Source organism: Streptomyces parvus, assembly GCF_032121415.1.
GTDB lineage: Bacteria > Actinomycetota > Actinomycetes > Streptomycetales > Streptomycetaceae > Streptomyces > Streptomyces globisporus_A.
The window spans coordinates 5,855,147-5,873,138 of record NZ_CP135079.1 but is presented as its reverse complement, the minus strand read 5'-3'; the positions used below and the strand labels follow the sequence as shown (position 1 = coordinate 5,873,138).

Sequence of the window (17,992 nt, the reverse complement as noted above, 5' to 3'; positions counted from 1 at the left end):
GTCGCGGTCAGTCGACGGTGACGACCACCGAGTGCCACCCGCTCGCCCCGTCCGGGACGGTTTTTGTGCGCTTCTCGGTCTGGGTCTCGCCCGTCCCGTCCGTGGCGCGGACGGTGAGGGTGTGGCTGCCGGGGGTCGCCTTCCAGGGGTAGGTCCACTGGCGCCAGGTGTCGGCGGTGGCCTGTTCGGCGAGTCGGGCGGGCCGCCAGGGTCCGTCGTCCACCCGGACCTCGACCTTCTCGATGCCCCGGTGCTGGGCCCACGCCACCCCGGCGACCACGACCGTGCCCGCATCGGGGCGTGCGAAGGGCTTGGGGGTGTCGATCCTGGACTGGGTCTTGATCGGGGCCTTCCGCGCCCACTCGCGCTTCACCCAGTACGCGTCGTAGGCGTCGAACGTGGTGAGTTCGATGTCCTCGATCCACTTGCAGGCCGAGACGTATCCGTACAGTCCGGGCACGAGCATCCGGACGGGGAAACCGTGGACGAACGGCAGCGGTTCGCCGTTCATGCCGACGGCGAGCATCGCGTCCCGGCCGTCCATGACGTCCTCGACGGGGGTTCCGAGCGTCATGCCGTCCACCGAGCGGGCGATGATCTGGTCCGCCTTGCCGCCCCGGGACGGAGGCTTCACCCCGGCTTCCTTGAGCAGATCGGCCAGCCGGACGCCGATCCACCGGGCGTGGCCGATGTAGGGGCCGCCGACCTCGTTGGAGACGCAGCACAGGGTGATCTCGCGTTCGATCAGCGGGCGGTCCAGCAGATCCTGGTAGCTGAACTCCAGGTCCTGGCGGATGCCCTTGCCGTGGACGCGCAGCCGCCAGGTGTTCGCGTCGACCTTGGGGACCACGAGGGCGGTGTCCACCCGGTAGAAAGTGTCGTTGGGCGTGGTGAACGGGCTGATGCCGCGGACCCTCGGCCGGGCTCCCGCCGGGATCGGCCGGGCGGGCGAGGCCGGGGCGGGCAGCCGTACCGCGTCCCGGGAGGCGATGGCGTCCCGGGCGCCGCGGCCGTTGAGCGCCCGGCCGGCGGCTCCCGCCGCGGTGGAGGCGGCGGCCGCCGCGGTCGCCGCGATCAGGAAGCCCCGCCGGTCCCAGCCGCTCTCGCCCTCCTCCCCGGCGACCGTGCGCGGCCGGGTGAGCCTGCCGACGAGGACGTACAGCAGGATCGCCCCGGCCACCGCGCCGGCCAGGGACGGCAGCCCGTCGGTGAACCCGGCGGAGTCCGGCCTGCTGACGGCGGCCGCCGTTCCGACCGCGCCGAAGACCAGGACGGCGGCGGAGCCCGTACGCCGGTGGCGCAGCGCCAGCAGGCCGACGGCGACGGCGAAGAGGGCGAGCGTGGCGACGATGCCGAGCTGGAGCACGATCTTGTCGTTCTCGCCGAACGTCCGGATCGCCCAGTCCTTCACCCCCGCGGGCGTCCGGTCGACGGCGGCTCCGCCGACCGCCGTGACGGGGCTCGCCTCGGGTCTGACGGCGGCCGAGACGAGTTCGGCGACGGTCAGCGCGGCGAACCCCGCGAGCAGTCCGCTGAGCGCGGCGAGGGTGTTGCGGGTCAGGGCGGTGCGGTTGGTCCTCACGGTCCTCATTCGGAACCGGGAGGCGGCCGGATTGCCCCGGGCACCCGTACGGCTCCGCAACCCCACCCGTTCGGGGGGGGCTCACACGCGGACCGCCCCGGTCGGCACCAGGGCCGACCGGGGCGGTCACGGACGGGGGCGACGCGGCCGCCCCCGGCTCACGTCATGTCAGGCGAGGGACGCGATCGCCCGGTTGAACGTGGCGGACGGGCGCATGACCGCCGCGGCCTTGGCCGGGTCGGGCTGGAAGTAACCGCCGATCTCGGCCGGGGAGCCCTGCACCGCGATCAGCTCGGCGACGATGGTCTCCTCCTGCTCGGCCAGGGTCTTGGCGAGCGGCGCGAACGCCTCGGCGAGCTTGGCGTCGTCGGTCTGCTGCGCCAGCTCCTGGGCCCAGTAGAGGGCCAGGTAGAAGTGGCTGCCGCGGTTGTCGATGCCGCCGAGGCGGCGGCTCGGGGACTTGTCCTCGTTGAGGAAGGTGCCCGTGGCCCGGTCCAGGGTGTCGGCGAGGACCTGGGCCCGCGCGTTGTCCGTGGTGGTGGCCAGGTGCTCGAAGCTGACCGCGAGGGCCAGGAACTCGCCCAGGCTGTCCCAGCGGAGGTAGTTCTCCTTGACGAGCTGCTGGACGTGCTTGGGGGCCGAACCGCCCGCGCCGGTCTCGAAGAGGCCGCCACCGTTCATCAGCGGGACCACGGAGAGCATCTTGGCGCTGGTGCCCAGCTCCAGGATCGGGAAGAGGTCCGTGAGGTAGTCACGGAGCACGTTGCCGGTGACGGAGATGGTGTCCTCGCCGCGGCGGATGCGCTCCAGCGAGAAGGCGGTGGCCTCGACCGGGGACTTGACGGAGATGTCCAGGCCGTCCGTGTCGTGGTCGGCGAGGTACGTCTTCACCTTGGCGATCAGGTTGGCGTCGTGCGCGCGGGTCTCGTCCAGCCAGAACACGGCCGGGTTGCCGGTGGCGCGGGCGCGGGTGACGGCGAGCTTGACCCAGTCCTGGATCGGCAGGTCCTTGGTCTGGCACATGCGGAAGATGTCGCCGGCGCCGACGGCCTGCTCCAGCACGACCGCGCCGCTCGCGTCGACGACGCGCACGGTGCCGGTGGCGGGGATCTCGAAGGTCTTGTCGTGGCTGCCGTACTCCTCGGCCTTCTGCGCCATCAGACCGACGTTGGGCACCGAGCCCATGGTGGCCGGGTCGAAGGCGCCGTTGGCGCGGCAGTCGTCGATGACGACCTGGTAGACACCGGCGTAGCTGCTGTCCGGGAGGACGGCGATGGTGTCGGCCTCGTCGCCGTCCGGGCCCCACATGTGACCCGAGGTGCGGATCATGGCGGGCATGGAGGCGTCGACGATGACGTCGCTGGGGACGTGCAGGTTGGTGATGCCCTTGTCGGAGTCGACCATCGCGAGGGCGGGGCCCTCGGCGAGCTCGGCCTCGAAGGACGCCTGGATCTCGGCGCCGACGTCCGGCAGCGAGCCGAGGCCCTTGAGGATGCCGCCCAGACCGTCGTTGGGGGTGAGGCCGGCGGCGGCGAGCTGGTCGCCGTACTTGGCGAAGGTGTTCGGGAAGAAGGCGCGGACCGCGTGGCCGAAGATGATCGGGTCGGAGACCTTCATCATGGTGGCCTTGAGGTGCAGGGAGAACAGCACGCCCTCGGCCTTGGCGCGGGCGACCTGCGCGGTGAAGAACTCGCGCAGCGCGGCGACGCGCATGACGGCCGCGTCGACGACCTCGCCCTTCAGGACGGGTACGGAGTCGCGGAGCACGGTGGTGGTGCCGTCGTCGCCGTGCAGCTCGATGCGGAGCGTGCCGTCCTCGGCGATGACCGCGGACTTCTCGGTGGAGCGGAAGTCGTCGACGCCCATGGTGGCGACGTTCGTCTTCGAGTCGGCCGTCCAGGCGCCCATGCGGTGCGGGTGGGCCTTGGCGTAGTTCTTGACGGAGGCGGGGGCGCGGCGGTCGGAGTTGCCCTCGCGCAGCACCGGGTTCACGGCGCTGCCCTTGACCTTGTCGTAGCGGGCGCGGACGTCCTTGTCCGCGTCGGTCTGCGGGTCGTCCGGGTAGTCCGGAAGCGCGTAGCCCTGCTCCTGCAGCTCGGCGATGGCGGCCTTGAGCTGCGGGATCGACGCCGAGATGTTCGGCAGCTTGATGATGTTCGCGCCGGGCGTCCTGGCCAGCTCGCCCAGCTCGGCGAGTGCGTCATCGATACGCTGCTCGGCCTTGAGGTGCTCCGGGAAACTGGCGATGATCCGGCCCGCGAGGGAGATGTCACGGCGCTCGACCGTGACGCCTGCGGTCGAGGCGTAGGCCTCGACGACGGGCAGGAACGAGTAGGTCGCCAGGGCAGGGGCCTCGTCGGTGTGCGTATAGATGATGGTCGAGTCAGTCACCGGGTGCTCCGCTCCACGTCTGCAACATTGCTTGACATCAAGATATCTCCTCGGCGTGCCGGGCTCCACAAGGCCCCCGCACGGCTTTACCCACCGTGGACGCGTCAGCGGCCCGGGCCGGGCTCCCGTCGCCCCACGACCGGGCTCGACCAGCCCGGACTCGTACGCGGGACCACGAGCCGGGCCCGGTCGCGGGCGCCGGTCTCGAACATCGCGCGGCTGGCACGGGGCCGGGCGGTGCAGTGGCCGGCCACCATGTGGAGGGCGGTCTCCTCGTTGCCGAAACCCGGGGCGGCCGGGGCGGCGACCTCGCGCTCACGGCGGGTGAGGACCTCCGGCCGGGGCGTGATGGTCGTCCGTCAGACCGGCGGCCGGCGCTCGAACCAGCGGAGGTCGTCCTCCAGTTGCGCGGCGAGCGAGATGAGCCGTTCCTCGCTGCGGGAGGGGCCGAGCAGCTGGGCCCCGACCGGGAGGCCGGAGCGGGTGAAGCCGGCCGGGACGTTCACCCCGGGCCAGCCGAGGACGTTCCACGGCCAGGCGTAGGGGCAGGCGGCGGCCATCGCGACGTCGGTGCGCCAGGCGCTCAGATCGTCGAACCTGCCGATCCGGGGCGGCGGCGCGGCCGTGGTCGGGGTGAGGAGCACATCGAACCCGGAGGCGTCGAAGAGGGCGCCGATCCTGCGGTGCTGGCGCACTTCGCGGGCGCGGGCGGCCCGCACCGCCCGGCCGCCCAGCCGCGTCCCGGTGCGCAGGGCGCTGCGAGTGCGCGGGTCGAGCAGGGCAGGTTCGGGGTGCCGGGCGGCGAATTCGGCGATGCCCGCGGTGGCGCGGGGCACGAAGGCGAGGCCGATCAGCCCGTACCGGGGGCGCGCCTCCTCTACGTGGTGGCCGAGCCGGGCGAGGGTCTCGGCGAGCGCGGTGACGGCCCGGCGCACCTCAGGGTCGGGTCCGGCACCGGTGAGGGTGAGCGGGGGACGCCAGGCGAGGGCGATGCGCAGACGCCCCGGGTCGCGGCGGGCGGCGTCGGCGGCGCGCACGGCGGGCGGGCGGTGGAAGTCCTCGGGGTGCGCCCCGGCGACGGCGTCCAGGAGCAGCGCGGCGTCGGCGACCGTACGGGCGAGGGGGCCGTTCACGGTGAGCCCCTGGAAGGAGTCGCTGTGCGGGTGGACCGAGATGCGCCCGCGCTGCGGTTTGATGCCGACGAGATGCGTCCACGCCGCGGGGATGCGCACGGATCCGGCGCCGTCCGAGCCGAGGGCTGCGGGGACGAGCCCGGCGGCGACGGCGGCGGCGGAACCGCCGGACGAGCCGCCCGGGGTGTGTGCGGTGTTCCACGGGTTGCGGGTGGCGCCGAAGGCGGTTCCTTCGGTGAAGGGCCACTGGCCCAGTTCGCAGGAGTTGGTCTTGCCGACGACGACGGCCCCGGCGGCGCGCAGCCGGCGGACCGCCTCGCTGTCGGAGGCGACCGGGGGCAGATCGCCGTCGCAGCCGAAGTGCGTGGGCAGGCCCGCCACATCGGTGTCGTCCTTGACGGCGACCGGCACGCCCAGGAGCGGCAGCCGCTCCCCCGCCGCCAGCCTCCGGTCGGCCTCCGCGGCCTCGGCGAGCGCCGAGGCGGCCCGCAGATGCCGGAAGGCGTTGAGGGTGGGCTGTGTGGCCTCGATACGGGCGAGGGCGTCGGCCACGAGTGCGGTGGAGGTGGTGGTGGCGTCGGCGAGCCGGCGGGCGCTCTCCGCGAGTCCGGGCAGCGCGGGCGGGACGGGGGCCGCCGGACGGGGGCCGCGACCGGACTCCCGTACGACCGGGCCGGTCTGCTCGGTGGACCCAGCTTCGGTCGGCTCGGCTTCGGTGGGCTCCGCTGAGGACATGGGCGTGCCGCCTCCCTCGTGTCGCGGGCCGGCCGGTCGTCCCGGCTGCGCCCACACCTACTTACTGGAGGGTAACGAGAGGAGGCGGCACGCTCAACCGTTCGGACCGCTCCAGCCGTCGCGCGTCCGGCCGGTGCGGCACGTGTTGCCGGTTCTCACAGCTCCGGCATCACGGGCGTACGTGGATCTCGCCGATACCGGTCCCGAGGCTCCCGCAGTGGGCGGTGGACTGGCCGGACTCACCGGGCCGGAGGGTGACGTGGTTGCCGTCGACGTCCGGGGACCAGCCGCAGACGAGATGCACCCAGAAGGTCTGTGTCTGGCTGCCGTTGTTGCGGCAGAGCGCGAAGCCCGTGTAGTCGTCGATGGCGTGCTTGCCGGTGTCGCAGGACAGGCCGGGCGGGATCGCGGCCGGGGCGGCGGTCGCGGTCGCCGACGTGACCGAAACCGCCAGCGCGGCCACCGTCGCCGCGGCGGCGAGCGCCCGCGGGGCGGACCGGGGGCGCCTCCCCGCGGCCGCGCCGCCCTTGCTCCGCGTCCCCGTGAACAGGTTCATCGATGGTCTCCTTCATGCTGCGTGCGGGCATGACCCCGGGCGGGATCACCGCAGCTTTGCCCACGCTCCGTGTCCGAAAACACCGTGGCGCTTCACTCTCCGTACGTGCGCCGGGCGGCGCCCCCTCTCCCGGCGTACGCTCGAATGTGCCGGTCATCCAGGTCCGTACGCCCTGACCGGGGCCTTTTCGAGGAGGCGACGTGAGCGGACACCGATGGGCCGCCCGGGCGGCCGCGGGTGCGGCGGCCGTCGCTCTCACCGTGACGGGTGGCAGCCTCGCGCAGGCTGACGACGACATCGACACGCTCCCCGCCGAGGAGATCGCCGAACGCGCCCGCGACGCCTTGGTCGACGTCCGGTCCCTGCACCTGAGCGCGCGCGGCAGCGTCGACGGGATCGGGGAGGACATGAGCGTCGACCTCACGCTGGACCGCGAGGGGAACTGCGCGGGCGGGGTGGACATGGGCGACGACGGTTCGGTCGAGATCGTGAAACGCGGCGACGACGTCTGGCTGAAGCCGGACGCCGCCTTCTGGAAGAACCAGGTGCCGATCGGTGGTTCCACCTTCGACGCGATCCTCGACGGCCGCTACATGAAGGCGTCGGCCGACGACCCCCGGCTGCTGGAGGTGACCGAGGTCTGCGACCTCGACACGTTCCGCGAGCTGGTCACGGACAACGTCGGCACCGCCGACCTCGACACGCTGACCAAAGGCGCGAAGACCGAGGTGAACGGCGCGCCGACCGTCCCGGTGACCCGGGCCGAGGGTGGTGAGCGCCTGACGGCCTATGTGGCCGCGGAGGGCACGCCGTACCCGGTGCGGATCACCGTACGGAACGCCGACGGGGAAGGGACCGTGGACTTCTCCGGCTTCGACCGGCCGGTGCCCACGGCCACTCCCTCGGCAGACCGGACGGTGGACGTCTCGGCTCTGCTGGGCCGCAGCATCACCCCCGTGTAGCGGGCCGAGGCCCGGCAGGCGACCAGGCCGGGGGCGTCAGCCGCCGACCGGCCTCTCCCGGCGGGTCAGCGCCACGTACAGCAGCAGCGAGGAGGCGAGCCCGACCGCCCAGCCGTAGTCGGCCAGCGGCTTCAGGAACGGGAGCAGGCCGTCGGCGGGGAACGGGCCCTTCCCGGGGGCCGAGTGCGATCCGCCCACCGCGAGGACGCCGCCGACCACGAAGGCCGCGACCGCCCGCCAGTTCCAGCCGCTCCGGTACCAGTACCGGCCGCCCGGCCGGTAGAGGTCGGGCAGATCGAGGACGGTGCGGCGGACGATCCAGTAGTCGGCGATCAGGATGCCCGCGACCGTACCGAGCAGGCCGCCGACCAGGCCCAGCCAGGTGAAGATGTACAGCTCGGGCGTCTCGGTGAGCTTCCACGGCATGATGACGACCCCGATCACGCCCGTGATCAGCGCCCCGGTGCGGAAGCTGATGAGCTTGGGCGCGAGGTTGGCCAGGTCGTACGCGGGTGAGACCACGTTCGCCGCGATGTTCACCGAGACCGTCGCGATCAACACGGTGACCAGGCCGAAGACCAGGCCGAAGACGTTGTCGGTCCGGGCGACGAGCTGGACCGGGTCCCAGAGGGCCACCCCGTACACCGCCTGCGAACCGGAGGTGACGAAGACGGAGAGCAGGGCGAAGAAGGTCATCGTGGTCGGCAGTCCGAGCGACTGGCCCCGGATCTGGGCGCGTTGGCCCGCGCCGAAGCGGGTGAAGTCGGGGATGTTGAGGGAGAGCGTCGACCAGAAGGCGATCATGCCCATCAGCGAGGGGAAGAAGACCGGCCAGAAGTCGGCGCCCCAGCCGAGCGCGGAGGGCTGGTCCAGCAGGCCGAATCCGCCCGCCTTGGCCGCGACCCAGACGAGCAGCACGACCGCGCCGACCAGGACGAAGGGAGCCGCCCAGTTCTCGAAGCGGCGCAGGGTGTCCATCCCCCGGTAGATGATGGCCAGTTCGAGAGCCCAGAAGAGGACGAAGCAGAGCCAGAGCGTCCAGGGCTGCCCGTCGATCTCCGCCGCGCCGGCCCAGCCGCCGAAGATCTTGCCGAGCAGCGTGAAGATGCCGACGCCGCCGATCCAGGTCTGGATGCCGAACCACGCGCAGGCGACGGCGGCCCGGATCAGGGCGGGCAGGTTGGCGCCGCGGAGCCCGAAGGAGGCGCGGGCCAGAACGGGGAAGGGGATGCCGTACTTGGGCCCGGCGTGGCCGGTCAGCAGCATGGGGGCCAGCACGATCACATTGGCGAGCGCGATGGTGAACACGGCCTGCTTCCAGTCCATGCCGAGCGCCACCAGACCGGAGGCGAGCAGCCAGGACGGGATGTTGTGGGCCATGCCGATCCACAGGGCCGCGAAGTTGTACGTCGTCCAGGTGCGCCGCTCGACGGGGACGGGCAGCAGGTCGTCGTTGGCGAAGCGGGGGTCGTCGGGCAGTTGTCCGGGGGCGAGTTCGACGCGGCCGGACGGGGTGGCGGGCGCGGGTATCGCGTCCGGGGGCGGTGGGGTCGGCGGGACGGTGGCGGTCATGGCGGTGGAGCCCTTCGCTCGGGAGCGGTGCCGTGCGGGGCGATGCGGGCGGGGCGCGTACGGACGGAACGCGTAACGGACGGGCAGCGGACAGGGGACGGGCCCCCGGGGGGGGAGGTCAGTCGGTCAGGGCGGGGATGATCTCGGACCCGTAGGCGTCGATGGTCGCCTCGCGGGCGTCGTGCATGTTGTAGACGGCGAACTGGTCGACGCCGAGGTCCTTCAGATGGCGCAGCTTCTCGATGTGCGCCTCGGCGGGCCCGAGCAGGCAGAACCGGTCGACGATCTCGTCGGGGACGAAGGCGGTGTCCGGGTTGCCGGTGCGGCCGTGGTGGCTGTAGTCGTAGCCGGAGCGGCCGGCGATGTACGCGGTCAGCTCGTCCGGCACCATCCCCGAGTGCTCGCCGTAGCGGGCGACCAGGTCGGCGACGTGGTTGCCGACCATCCCGCCGAACCAGCGGCACTGTTCCCGGGCGTGGTCGAGGTCGTCGCCGACGTAGGCGGGGGCCGCGACGCAGATGGTGACGGAGCCGGGGTCGCGTCCGGCGTCGGCCGCCGCGTCCCGGACCGCCTTGATCATCCACTCGGTGAGGAACGGGTCGGCGAGTTGGAGGATGAAGCCGTCGGCCTTCTGCCCGGCCAGCGCCAGGGCCTTGGGCCCGTACGCCGCCATCCACACCGGCAGCCGCCCGTCCTTCACCCAGGGGATCTGCACCGGCTGCCCGTCGACCGTCGCCTCCCGGCCCTCGGCGAGGTCCCGGATGACGTCGATGGCCTCGCCGAGGCGGGCCAGGGTGTTGGGCCGGCGGCCCGCGACGCGCATCGCGGAGTCGCCGCGCCCGATGCCGCAGACGGTGCGGTTGCCGTACATGTCGTTCAGGGTGGCGAAGGTGGAGGCCGTGACCTCCCAGGTGCGGGTGCCCGGGTTGGTGACCATCGGGCCCACGGTCAGCTTCTCCGTGTGCTCCAGGATGCGGCTGTAGATGACGAACGGCTCCTGCCAGAGCACCGCCGAGTCGAAGGTCCAGCCGTAGCGGAAGCCGTTGCGCTCGGCGCGCCGCATCAGGCCGACGACGGCGGAGGCGGGCGGGTCCGTCTGGAGGACGAGTCCGAAGTCCATGGCGGGATCTCCTAGTCGAGGTACTGACAGGTGGCGCGGGGGGTGTAGATGCCGTGGCCGGAGCGGCCGGTGAACTTCCTTCCGTCAATGACGACTTCGCCGCGCGAGAGCACGGTCTCGACCTGGCCGGTGATGCGTTTGCCCTCGTACGCCGAGTAGTCGACGTTCATGTGGTGGGTCTCGGCGGAGAGGGTCTGTTCGGCTTCCGGGTCGTAGATGACGATGTCGGCGTCGGCGCCCGGGGCGATGGTGCCCTTCTTCGGGTAGAGGCCGAACATCCGTGCCGGGGAGGCGCAGGCGATCTCGATCCAGCGGCGGCGGGTGATGCGTCCGTCCACGACGGCCTGGTGCAGCAGGTCCATGCGGTGTTCGACGCCGGGCATGCCGTTGGGGATCTTGGAGAAGTCGCGCCGGCCCATCTCCTTCTGCCCGGAGAAGCAGAACGGGCAGTGGTCGGTGGAGACGACCTGGAGTTCGTTGTTCCGCAGGCCCCGCCACAGGGTCTCCTGGTGTTCCCTGGGGCGCAGCGGGGTGGAGCAGACGTATTTGGCGCCCTCGAAGCCGGGCTCGGCGAGGTTGTCGGTGGAGAGGAACAGATACTGCGGGCAGGTCTCGCCGAAGACGGGGAGGCCCTTGTGGCGGGCGGCGGCGATCTCCTGCACGGCCTCGTCGGCGGAGACGTGGACGACGTAGAGGGGGGATCCGGCGACCCGGGCGAGCTGGACGGCGCGGTGGGTGGCCTCGGCCTCCAGGGCGACCTTGCGGACGTCGCCGTGGTAGCGGGGGTCGGTGTGCCCGGCGGCGAGGGCCTGTTCGACCAGGACGTCGATGGCGATGCCGTTCTCGGCGTGCATCATGATCAACCCGCCGTTGCCGGAGGCCTGTTGCATGGCGCGCAGGATCTGACCGTCGTCGGAGTAGAAGACCCCCGGATACGCCATGAACAGTTTGAAGGAGGTGACGCCTTCGGAGACGAGGCGGTCCATCTCCTTGAGCGAGGACGGGTTCACGTCCGCGAGGATCATGTGGAAGGCGTAGTCGATGGCGCAGTTGCCGTCGGCCTTGCCGTACCAGGCGTCGAGCCCTTCGCGCAGGGACTTGCCCACGCTCTGGACGGCGAAGTCGACGATGGTGGTCGTGCCGCCCCATGCGGCGGCGCGGGTGCCGGTCTCGAAGGTGTCGGCGGCGTACGTTCCGCCGAACGGCATCTCCATGTGGGTGTGTCCGTCGACGCCGCCCGGGATGACGTACTTGCCCGTCGCGTCGATCTGCCGGTCGGCGCTCCAGCTCTCGGCGGCGTCGGTCCCGTGGGCGGCCAGCGCGACGATACGGCCGCCCTCGACGAGCACATCGGCGTGGATCTCGTCGGACGCGGTGATGACCAGGCCACCGTGGATGACGGTGCGACTCATGGGATCTCCTCAGGTCGGGGTGCCCCCGCGCCGGCCCGGTGGGCGCGGCGCCGGGGCGGCCCCGCGCGGTTCGAGTACGTACGGGCCGGTGGGGGCGGGGATCAGCCCGCCGCGTGCAGGGCGTCCGCGAGGATCGCCGCGCCTTCCTCGGCCTCGGCGACGGTCAGGGTCAGCGGCGGGGCGATGCGGAGCACGCTGGTGTTGTGGCCGCCGCCCTTGCCGATGAGGAGCCCGCCCGCGCGGGCCGCTTCCAGGACGGCCGCGGCGGCCTCCGGGTCGGCCTCGTCGGTGCCGGGCTTCGCCAGCTCGATGCCGATCATCAGGCCCCGGCCGCGCACTTCGCGTACGGCGGGGGAAGCGGCGGCGACCGACCGCAGCCGTTCGATGAGGAGCCCGCCGACGCGCCGGGCGTTGCCCTGGAGGTCGTGTTCCAGGAGGTAGGAGAGGTTGGCGAGCGAGGCCGCCATGGTGATCGGTGAACCGCCGAACGTGGAGATGGAGTTGGCGTCGAGGCAGTTCATCACCTCGGCGCGGGCCACCACTCCCCCGACCGACATGCCGTTGCCGATGCCCTTGGCGAAGGTGAGGATGTCCGGCGGCCCGTTCCCGGCGTGCGCCTGCCAGCCCCAGAAATGGTCACCGGTGCGGCCCCAGCCGGTCTGCACCTCGTCGGAGATCCACAACACCCCGTGCCGGTCCAGGACTTCGCGGAACGCGGCGAACAGCCCGTCGGGCGGCGAGGTGAACCCGCCGACGCCCTGCATGGGTTCGGCGATCAGGGCCGCCGGGTTGCGGGTGTGTCCGAGGAGGTCCTCCAGATCGGCGACGCAGGCCCGGATGAACGCCTCGTCGCTCAACGCGGCGTACGGGCCCCGGGTGCGGACGCCGCCGTGGACGTACAGCGTCTGGAGCGGGGACAGACTCGTGGGCGACCAGGCCTGGTTGCCGGTGATCGAGACGGTGGAGAACGAACGGCCGTGGTAGCTGTTGCGCATCGCGAGGATCTGGTTGGACCTGCGGTACGCGGTGGCGAGCAGGAGGGCCGTGTCGTTGGCCTCGGTGCCGGAGGTGGTGAAGAAGACCCGGGCGTCGGGGATGCCGGAGAGGGTGGCGATCCGCTCGGCCATCTCCACCATGGGGCGGTTGAGGTAGAGCGTGGAGGAATGGATGATCCGCCCGGCCTGCTCGGCGACCGCCTTGGTCACCTCGGGCAGGGCGTGGGCGGTCATGGTGGTGAGGATGCCGCCGAAGAAGTCGAGGTAGCGGTTGCCGTCGGCGTCCCAGACATGGCGGCCCTCGCCGTGGGTGAGCTCGATGGGGTGGCGGTAGTAGAGGGCCAGCCACTCGGGACTGACGGCGAGATGGCGCTCGCGCAGTCCGCTCACGGCTCCACCAGCCCGTCGTAGGCGTCGGGCCGTCGGTCCCGGTAGAAGGCCCACTGGGTGCGGACCTCCTCGATCAGGTCGAAGTCCAGGTCGCGTACGACGAGTTCCTCCTCCTTGTCGCTGGCGACCTCCCCCACGAACTGGCCGCGCGGGTCGACGAAGTAGCTCGTGCCGTAGAAGTCGTTGTCGCCGTACTCCTCGCGGCCGACGCGGTTGATCGCGGCGACGAAGTACTCGTTGGCGACGGCGGAGGCCGGCTGCTCCAACTGCCAGAGGTGGCTGGAGAGTCCGCGCGAGGTGGCCGACGGGTTGTACACCAACTGGGCTCCGCCGAGCCCGAGTTGACGCCAGCCCTCGGGGAAGTGCCGGTCGTAGCAGATGTAGACGCCGACCTTGCCGACGGCGGTGTCGAAGACCGGCCAGCCGGCGTTGCCGGGCTTGAAGTAGTACTTCTCCCAGAATCCCTTGACCTGCGGGATGTGGTGCTTGCGGTACTTGCCGAGGTAGGAGCCGTCGGCGTCGATCACGGCCGCGGTGTTGTAGTAGAAGCCGGACTGCTCGATCTCGAAGACCGGGACGACGATGACCATGCCGGTCTCGCGGGCCAGGTCCTGCATGCGCTTGACCGTCGGCCCGTCGGGGACCGGCTCGGCCCAGCGGTAGTGCTCGGGCTCCTGGACCTGGCAGAAGTAGGGGGCGTTGAACACCTCCTGGAAGCCGATGATCTTCGCCCCCTGCCGGGCGGCCTCGCGCGCGTGTTCCTCGTGCTTGGCAGTCATCGATTCGGTGTCGCCGGTCCAGGTCGCCTGGACGAGTGCGGCGCGTACGACGTGGGACATGAGCTGCTCCTTCGACGCGGCGTCAGAGAGCCTGCACGCGTTCTCTACGCACGTAGATCGGTGCATGGATGGAGAACGTAAGCCCCTCCGTCCGGCGGGGCAAGACCATCGCCGTGAACCGGCGGAGTCGATCATGTTTCGCACCCGACCGGTCCACAACGGACACACCGGCGATCCTCGGTGGTGTTCCGGGGCTCAGACCCCCGGCACGCCCGCCACCCGCAGCGCGTGGACCAGGTCCCACTCCGCCTCCCCCGACACCTCGCGGGCCGCCGCCAGGAGGAGCGGGAGCAACCGGGTCCCGCCGGACAGAGCCAGCTCGGCGGCCTCCCGCGGAGTGTGTACGCGGACGAAGGCGCCGAGCAGGTCCCGCGCCTGGTCCTCACGGCCCGCGCCGTCCAGGGCGAGCGCCGCATCGGCCGCCTCGGCGGCCGGCCGGGCCACCCCCTGGCGCAGGAGCAGCCCGCAGTCCGCCTCCCGCCCGGCGGCGGCCAGCGCACCCGCCGCGGCGGCGAGCCCGGCGGGCGGGAGCGAGGACACCTCCCAGAGCAGGGTCGTCCAGTCGGCGGCGAGTCCGGCGCGGTGCAGGGCGAGGGCGAGCACCGGCAGCCGGGGCGCGGGCCAGGCCGCGACCTCGCAGAGCACGACGTGTGCCTCGCCGCTGCGGCCCTCGGCACGCAGCCGGAGCAACTGGGCCACGGCCCCGGCGACGGCCCGCACGGCACCCGGATCCGGGACGAGGGGAGCCGCGGGCCCGCCCGCGCCCCGGTCCCGCCCGGCGCGTCCCCGGCCTCGCCCCACAGGCCCTCCGTGGCCCTCTCGCCCTCCGTCGCCCTCCGCCTCCGCACCGCCGAAGCGGGCGCCGCGTGGGGCGGGTGCGCCGGAGTGCTCGGGTTCGGGTGGCCCGGGCAGGGGCGAGGGGACGTAAGCGGCCGCCTCTTCATCGACGTCCAGACCGGCGAACCGGGCGCCACGGGGCTTCTTGCGCCGGGGGGCGGGGGTGGGGGCGGGAGCGCCTGGGCCCGTGGAGGGCTCGGCGGTCCCGGGGGGCTCGGCGGCCGCGTAAGACCCGGTGGCTCCATGGGGCCCGGCGGCCCCGAATGCCTCGGCGGGGGCGCCCCGGGCGGGAGTGGCGGCCCCGGGTTCGTCCTCGGCATCGAGCCCCCGGTGGTGCGGGCGCCCGGCCTCGGCGCGCGGCTGCGGAATCCTGCCCGCCCCGGCGGACTCGGAAGCCGCAGCCCCGGTGATCCCCGCCGCCCCGCCCGCCCCCGCGCGCGGCACCTCCCCGTCCTCCGACCGCAGCCGGCCCTCGGGGGCCGCAACCGCCGCCAGCCGCTTGCGGAGTTCCGCGCAGCGGGCGGTGGCCCGGTCGTGGTCGTCGCGGGCCCAGGCCAGCGCGTCCGAATCGGCCGGGCCCGGACCTCCGGGTCCCGTGCCGCGCAGGCGCTGCGCCGCCCGGTGCTGCTCGCGGACCATCAACTCCAGCCGGTGGACGAGCTCCTGGCGCCCGCCGGGCCGCCGGTCGTGGGCGGCGGCGGACGCGGAGTGGAGCGCGGCGGCACGGACCGAGACCTGTTCGGCGAACCGGGCGCCGTGCAGGGCCGCGAGGTCCGCGAGCAGCGACTCCACCACGTCCCACGGCAAGATCTCCACCCCGTCGAGGCAGGACCGCATGCCCGCCGGGTCGCGCCGGGCGAAGACCCCGTACCATCCCCGCCCGGGGTCCAGACGCGCCACCAGATCGCGCAGGTACTGCGCGAACGCCCGCACTTCGTCAGCCTGCTGATGCATCGTCATCGTCGCCCTCGCCGACCGTCGACTGGAGCCTTCCAGTCCGGAGGCATTCGACCGCAGCCGTGTTACAGGGCGGCTACGCGCAGCTTTCGGGCGCGCTGCGGCGGGAGCACGGCCGCCGGGCCGCGCCCCCAGGGCTCAGAAGGTGATGGCGATGCCGGTGTGCGGCCGCTTGCCGAGCCGGGCGATGGTGGCGGGCCAGTCGACGAGCCAGAACTTCCAGGTGTACTTGCGGGCGAGGAGTTTGCGCGCCGCGCGGGTGCCGTCCTCGTCGAGGAGCCGGGCCGCGCCCTCCGCCGTGGGGGCTCCGTCGGCGATCCTGCCGCGTACGTCGCAGACGGTGACGACGACCTTGCCGTTGTTGCGGAGCCGCTTCACCTTCCACGAGTCGGAGCGGGTCCAGACGTACAGCACCTCCCCCTCGGCGGCGGCCCAGACGGGCGTGGCGACGGGCATGCCGTTCTTCCGGTACGTGGTCAGGCTGACGTACTCGCTGCGGGCGAAGTCCTGGAGAGTCACGGGCGCGACCCTACGCCCCGACCGTTCCGGCCGCCGAGCCGCTACGCGATCAGCGGCACCGCGGCACGCAGCGAAGCCGGCGCCGCGACCGGCTCGGCCGCGCAGCGGCCGAGGATCTCGTCCAGCGAGAGGCCGAGCGCTCCGGCGAGGGCCGCCACGGTGAAGAAGGCGGGCGTGGGCGCGCGGCCGGTCTCGATCTTCCGGAGGGTCTCCGCGGAGATCCCCGCGCTCGCGGCGACGGCGGCCATGCTGCGCTCCCCGCGCGCCGCACGGAGCAGCGCGCCGAGCCGTTCGCCGCGCAGGCGCTCTTCGGGGGTGAGAGGGGTGCGGACCATGAGCCCATCCTACTACGGGATGCCATTTCTATACCGTCATTACTATACCGGTCCGACCGGTATAGTAATGGGCATGGTGCACATCAAGACAGACACACAGCTCGACGCGATGCGCGAGGCGGGCCGGGTGGTCGCGCAGGTCCTGACCCGGGCGCGGGAGGTGGCGGCGGTCGGCGTGACCCCCCGCCAACTGGACGAGGCGGCCCGCGAGGTGCTGAGCAAGGCCAAAGCCGCCTCCCCCTTCCTGAACTACAAGCCGCACTTCGCGCCCACCCCGTTCCCGGCCGTCATCTGCGTCTCGGTCAACGACGCGGTCGTGCACGGCATCCCGTCCGCCGAGCCGCTGCGGGACGGGGACCTGGTCAGCGTGGACGCGGGCGCCCTCCTCGACGGCTGGGCCGGCGACTCGGCGGTCAGCTTCACCGTCGGCGAGGCCCGCCCGGAGGACACCCGGCTCATCGCCACCGCCGAGGAGGCCCTCGCGGCCGGAATCGCCGCGGCCGTGGTCGGCAACCGGATCGGCGACATCGCCCACGCCATCGGCACGGTCTGCCGCGACGCGGGCTACGGCATCCTGGAAGGCTACGGCGGCCACGGCATCGGCCGGTCCATGCACGAGGACCCCTCCGTGCCGAACGAGGGACGGCCGGGGCGCGGCATGGTGCTGCGGCACGGAATGGTCCTGGCCATCGAGCCGATGCTGCTCGCCGGGGGCCTCGACGAGTTCCGCCACGACCGGGACGGCTGGACACTGCGGACGACGGACGGCAGCCGGGCCTCGCACGCCGAGCACACGGTGGCGATCACCCACGACGGCCCGCGCGTGCTGACCGCACTCTGACCGCCCCGTGCGGCCGGCCCCCGTGAAGCAGGCCGTGCACGGCCGGCCCCCGGCCGTACGGTCACCCGCCGCCCCGGGCTACGAGCGCCCGACGAACTCCCCGGCGAGGACCGCTCCCCGGCTCTGCGCCCGCGCGCGGCTCTCGATCGGGGGGATGCGGGAGTTCTTGAACGCGATGTAGGTGACGCCGGACTCGGCGCCTCCGGTCGACGGGTCGGGGTCGATGCCCAGCGCCTTCGCCATGGCGTACGACGCCTCCCCGATGATGTCCGTGGGGCCGGTGTCGCCGATCACGCCGTACCGCACCCGGTCCCGGTACACGACCGCCACGACGCTGCCGCCGGTGAGCCCCGACTTCCGGTAGTCCCACACCTTGCCCGGCCCCGGTACGACCACATGGGGCAGTGCGGCGGAGTCGAGCGGTTCGCCGCGGGAGCTCTGGAACGCGGTCTCCGGCAGGAAGTACGGATCGGTCTTCCGGTTGCAGTCCCTGGTCTTTCGGCCGTCGCAGTCGATGTCCATGTCCGCCTTCCAGAACACGGCGTCCCGCGTGCCGCAGACCGGGACCGTGGCCTTGGCGCGGCCGCTGTCGGTGCGGTACCTGCCTTTCGAGATCCGGGAACAGGCGCGGACCTCGGCGAGCAGTTCGGCGGCGGTCACGACGCCCGCGTCCGCTTCCGGCTCCTGCGCGGAGCCGGAAGCGGACGCGGGCAGCGCCGCCGCTCCGAGGAGCGCGGCACCGCAGGCGGCGGAAGTCAGGGCGAGCATGCGGGTGCGCATGGTGCGGAAGGACCCTTCCCGTGGGCGAGGGCCCGT

16 protein-coding genes are annotated in these 17,992 nt (G+C 72.7%); 2 read left to right on the top strand and 14 right to left on the bottom strand.

All coding sequences use genetic code 11. From position 1 onward, the window contains the following. Positions 1 to 7 precede the first annotated feature (7 nt). The 5 genes from RNL97_RS27430 to RNL97_RS27410 form a co-directional block, all read right to left on the bottom strand. On the bottom strand, positions 8 to 1,591 hold the full coding sequence (locus tag RNL97_RS27430; RefSeq protein ID WP_313751319.1) for a molybdopterin-dependent oxidoreductase: 1,584 nt from the start codon (positions 1,589 to 1,591) through the stop codon (positions 8 to 10). 159 nt (positions 1,592 to 1,750) lie between these two features. Continuing rightward, on the bottom strand, positions 1,751 to 3,973 hold the full coding sequence (locus RNL97_RS27425; RefSeq protein ID WP_243315711.1) for an NADP-dependent isocitrate dehydrogenase: 2,223 nt from the start codon (positions 3,971 to 3,973) through the stop codon (positions 1,751 to 1,753). Between the two features lie 104 nt (positions 3,974 to 4,077). Further along, on the bottom strand, positions 4,078 to 4,230 hold the full coding sequence (locus tag RNL97_RS27420; protein ID WP_313751318.1) for a hypothetical protein: 153 nt from the start codon (positions 4,228 to 4,230) through the stop codon (positions 4,078 to 4,080). A gap of 102 nt (positions 4,231 to 4,332) precedes the next feature. Next, positions 4,333 to 5,841: an amidase gene (locus tag RNL97_RS27415; RefSeq protein WP_030585443.1), complete on the bottom strand. Its 1,509-nt coding sequence runs from the start codon at positions 5,839 to 5,841 to the stop codon at positions 4,333 to 4,335. Positions 5,842 to 6,010: 169 nt separating this feature from the next. Then, positions 6,011 to 6,397 (bottom strand): hypothetical protein, encoded by a 387-nt coding sequence (locus RNL97_RS27410; RefSeq protein WP_030585440.1) that lies wholly within the window; start codon positions 6,395 to 6,397, stop codon positions 6,011 to 6,013. A gap of 200 nt (positions 6,398 to 6,597) precedes the next feature. Between RNL97_RS27410 and RNL97_RS27405 the strand changes: the two genes are divergently transcribed. Beyond that, positions 6,598 to 7,359, top strand: coding sequence for a LolA-like protein (locus RNL97_RS27405; protein ID WP_030585436.1), 762 nt, complete (start codon positions 6,598 to 6,600; stop codon positions 7,357 to 7,359). Between the two features lie 36 nt (positions 7,360 to 7,395). On the opposite strand, the gene RNL97_RS27400 is transcribed toward RNL97_RS27405, so the two are convergent. The 8 genes from RNL97_RS27400 to RNL97_RS27365 all read right to left on the bottom strand — a co-directional run bounded on the left by RNL97_RS27400 (position 7,396) and on the right by RNL97_RS27365 (position 16,335). Next, a complete protein-coding gene (locus RNL97_RS27400; protein ID WP_313751317.1) occupies positions 7,396 to 8,931 on the bottom strand; it encodes an NCS1 family nucleobase:cation symporter-1 in 1,536 nt (511 codons plus the stop codon). A gap of 118 nt (positions 8,932 to 9,049) precedes the next feature. Then, positions 9,050 to 10,051: a TIGR03842 family LLM class F420-dependent oxidoreductase gene (locus RNL97_RS27395; RefSeq protein WP_030585430.1), complete on the bottom strand. Its 1,002-nt coding sequence runs from the start codon at positions 10,049 to 10,051 to the stop codon at positions 9,050 to 9,052. A gap of 11 nt (positions 10,052 to 10,062) precedes the next feature. Beyond that, positions 10,063 to 11,463, bottom strand: a complete 1,401-nt coding sequence (gene hydA / locus RNL97_RS27390; RefSeq protein WP_243315709.1) for a dihydropyrimidinase — start codon at positions 11,461 to 11,463, stop codon at positions 10,063 to 10,065. 101 nt (positions 11,464 to 11,564) lie between these two features. After that, on the bottom strand, positions 11,565 to 12,848 hold the full coding sequence (locus RNL97_RS27385) for an aspartate aminotransferase family protein (RefSeq protein WP_243315708.1): 1,284 nt from the start codon (positions 12,846 to 12,848) through the stop codon (positions 11,565 to 11,567). Continuing rightward, positions 12,845 to 13,687, bottom strand: coding sequence for a nitrilase-related carbon-nitrogen hydrolase (locus tag RNL97_RS27380; RefSeq protein WP_030585423.1), 843 nt, complete (start codon positions 13,685 to 13,687; stop codon positions 12,845 to 12,847). The genes RNL97_RS27385 and RNL97_RS27380 overlap by 4 nt, the downstream gene beginning before the upstream one ends. Positions 13,688 to 13,882: 195 nt before the next feature. Next, the gene (locus RNL97_RS27375) at positions 13,883 to 15,484 is read right to left on the bottom strand and encodes a hypothetical protein (protein WP_243315707.1); all 1,602 of its coding nucleotides are present in this window, start codon (positions 15,482 to 15,484) and stop codon (positions 13,883 to 13,885) included. 135 nt (positions 15,485 to 15,619) lie between these two features. After that, positions 15,620 to 16,000 (bottom strand): PPOX class F420-dependent oxidoreductase, encoded by a 381-nt coding sequence (locus RNL97_RS27370; protein WP_313751316.1) that lies wholly within the window; start codon positions 15,998 to 16,000, stop codon positions 15,620 to 15,622. A 41-nt stretch (positions 16,001 to 16,041) separates the two neighbouring features. Then, the gene (locus tag RNL97_RS27365) at positions 16,042 to 16,335 is read right to left on the bottom strand and encodes a helix-turn-helix domain-containing protein (protein ID WP_030585414.1); all 294 of its coding nucleotides are present in this window, start codon (positions 16,333 to 16,335) and stop codon (positions 16,042 to 16,044) included. 73 nt (positions 16,336 to 16,408) lie between these two features. On the opposite strand from RNL97_RS27365, the gene map reads away from it, so the two are divergent. After that, positions 16,409 to 17,176, top strand: a complete 768-nt coding sequence (gene map, locus RNL97_RS27360; RefSeq protein WP_243315706.1) for a type I methionyl aminopeptidase — start codon at positions 16,409 to 16,411, stop codon at positions 17,174 to 17,176. Between the two features lie 78 nt (positions 17,177 to 17,254). On the opposite strand, the gene RNL97_RS27355 is transcribed toward map, so the two are convergent. After that, a complete protein-coding gene (locus tag RNL97_RS27355; RefSeq protein ID WP_313751315.1) occupies positions 17,255 to 17,956 on the bottom strand; it encodes a glycoside hydrolase family 75 protein in 702 nt (233 codons plus the stop codon). Positions 17,957 to 17,992 lie beyond the last annotated feature (36 nt).

Coding starts and splice junctions, on each gene's coding strand:
- RNL97_RS27430 (WP_313751319.1), bottom strand. CDS start 1,591: ATGAGGACCGTGAGGACCAACCGCACCGCCCTGACCCGCAACACCCTC.
- RNL97_RS27420 (WP_313751318.1), bottom strand. CDS start 4,230: ATGGTGGCCGGCCACTGCACCGCCCGGCCCCGTGCCAGCCGCGCGATG.
- RNL97_RS27415 (WP_030585443.1), bottom strand. CDS start 5,841: ATGTCCTCAGCGGAGCCCACCGAAGCCGAGCCGACCGAAGCTGGGTCC.
- RNL97_RS27410 (WP_030585440.1), bottom strand. CDS start 6,397: ATGAACCTGTTCACGGGGACGCGGAGCAAGGGCGGCGCGGCCGCGGGG.
- RNL97_RS27400 (WP_313751317.1), bottom strand. CDS start 8,931: ATGACCGCCACCGTCCCGCCGACCCCACCGCCCCCGGACGCGATACCC.
- RNL97_RS27395 (WP_030585430.1), bottom strand. CDS start 10,051: ATGGACTTCGGACTCGTCCTCCAGACGGACCCGCCCGCCTCCGCCGTC.
- hydA (WP_243315709.1), bottom strand. CDS start 11,463: ATGAGTCGCACCGTCATCCACGGTGGCCTGGTCATCACCGCGTCCGAC.
- RNL97_RS27380 (WP_030585423.1), bottom strand. CDS start 13,687: ATGTCCCACGTCGTACGCGCCGCACTCGTCCAGGCGACCTGGACCGGC.
- RNL97_RS27375 (WP_243315707.1), bottom strand. CDS start 15,484: ATGACGATGCATCAGCAGGCTGACGAAGTGCGGGCGTTCGCGCAGTAC.
- RNL97_RS27365 (WP_030585414.1), bottom strand. CDS start 16,335: ATGGTCCGCACCCCTCTCACCCCCGAAGAGCGCCTGCGCGGCGAACGG.
- map (WP_243315706.1), top strand. CDS start 16,409: ATGGTGCACATCAAGACAGACACACAGCTCGACGCGATGCGCGAGGCG.
- RNL97_RS27355 (WP_313751315.1), bottom strand. CDS start 17,956: ATGCGCACCCGCATGCTCGCCCTGACTTCCGCCGCCTGCGGTGCCGCG.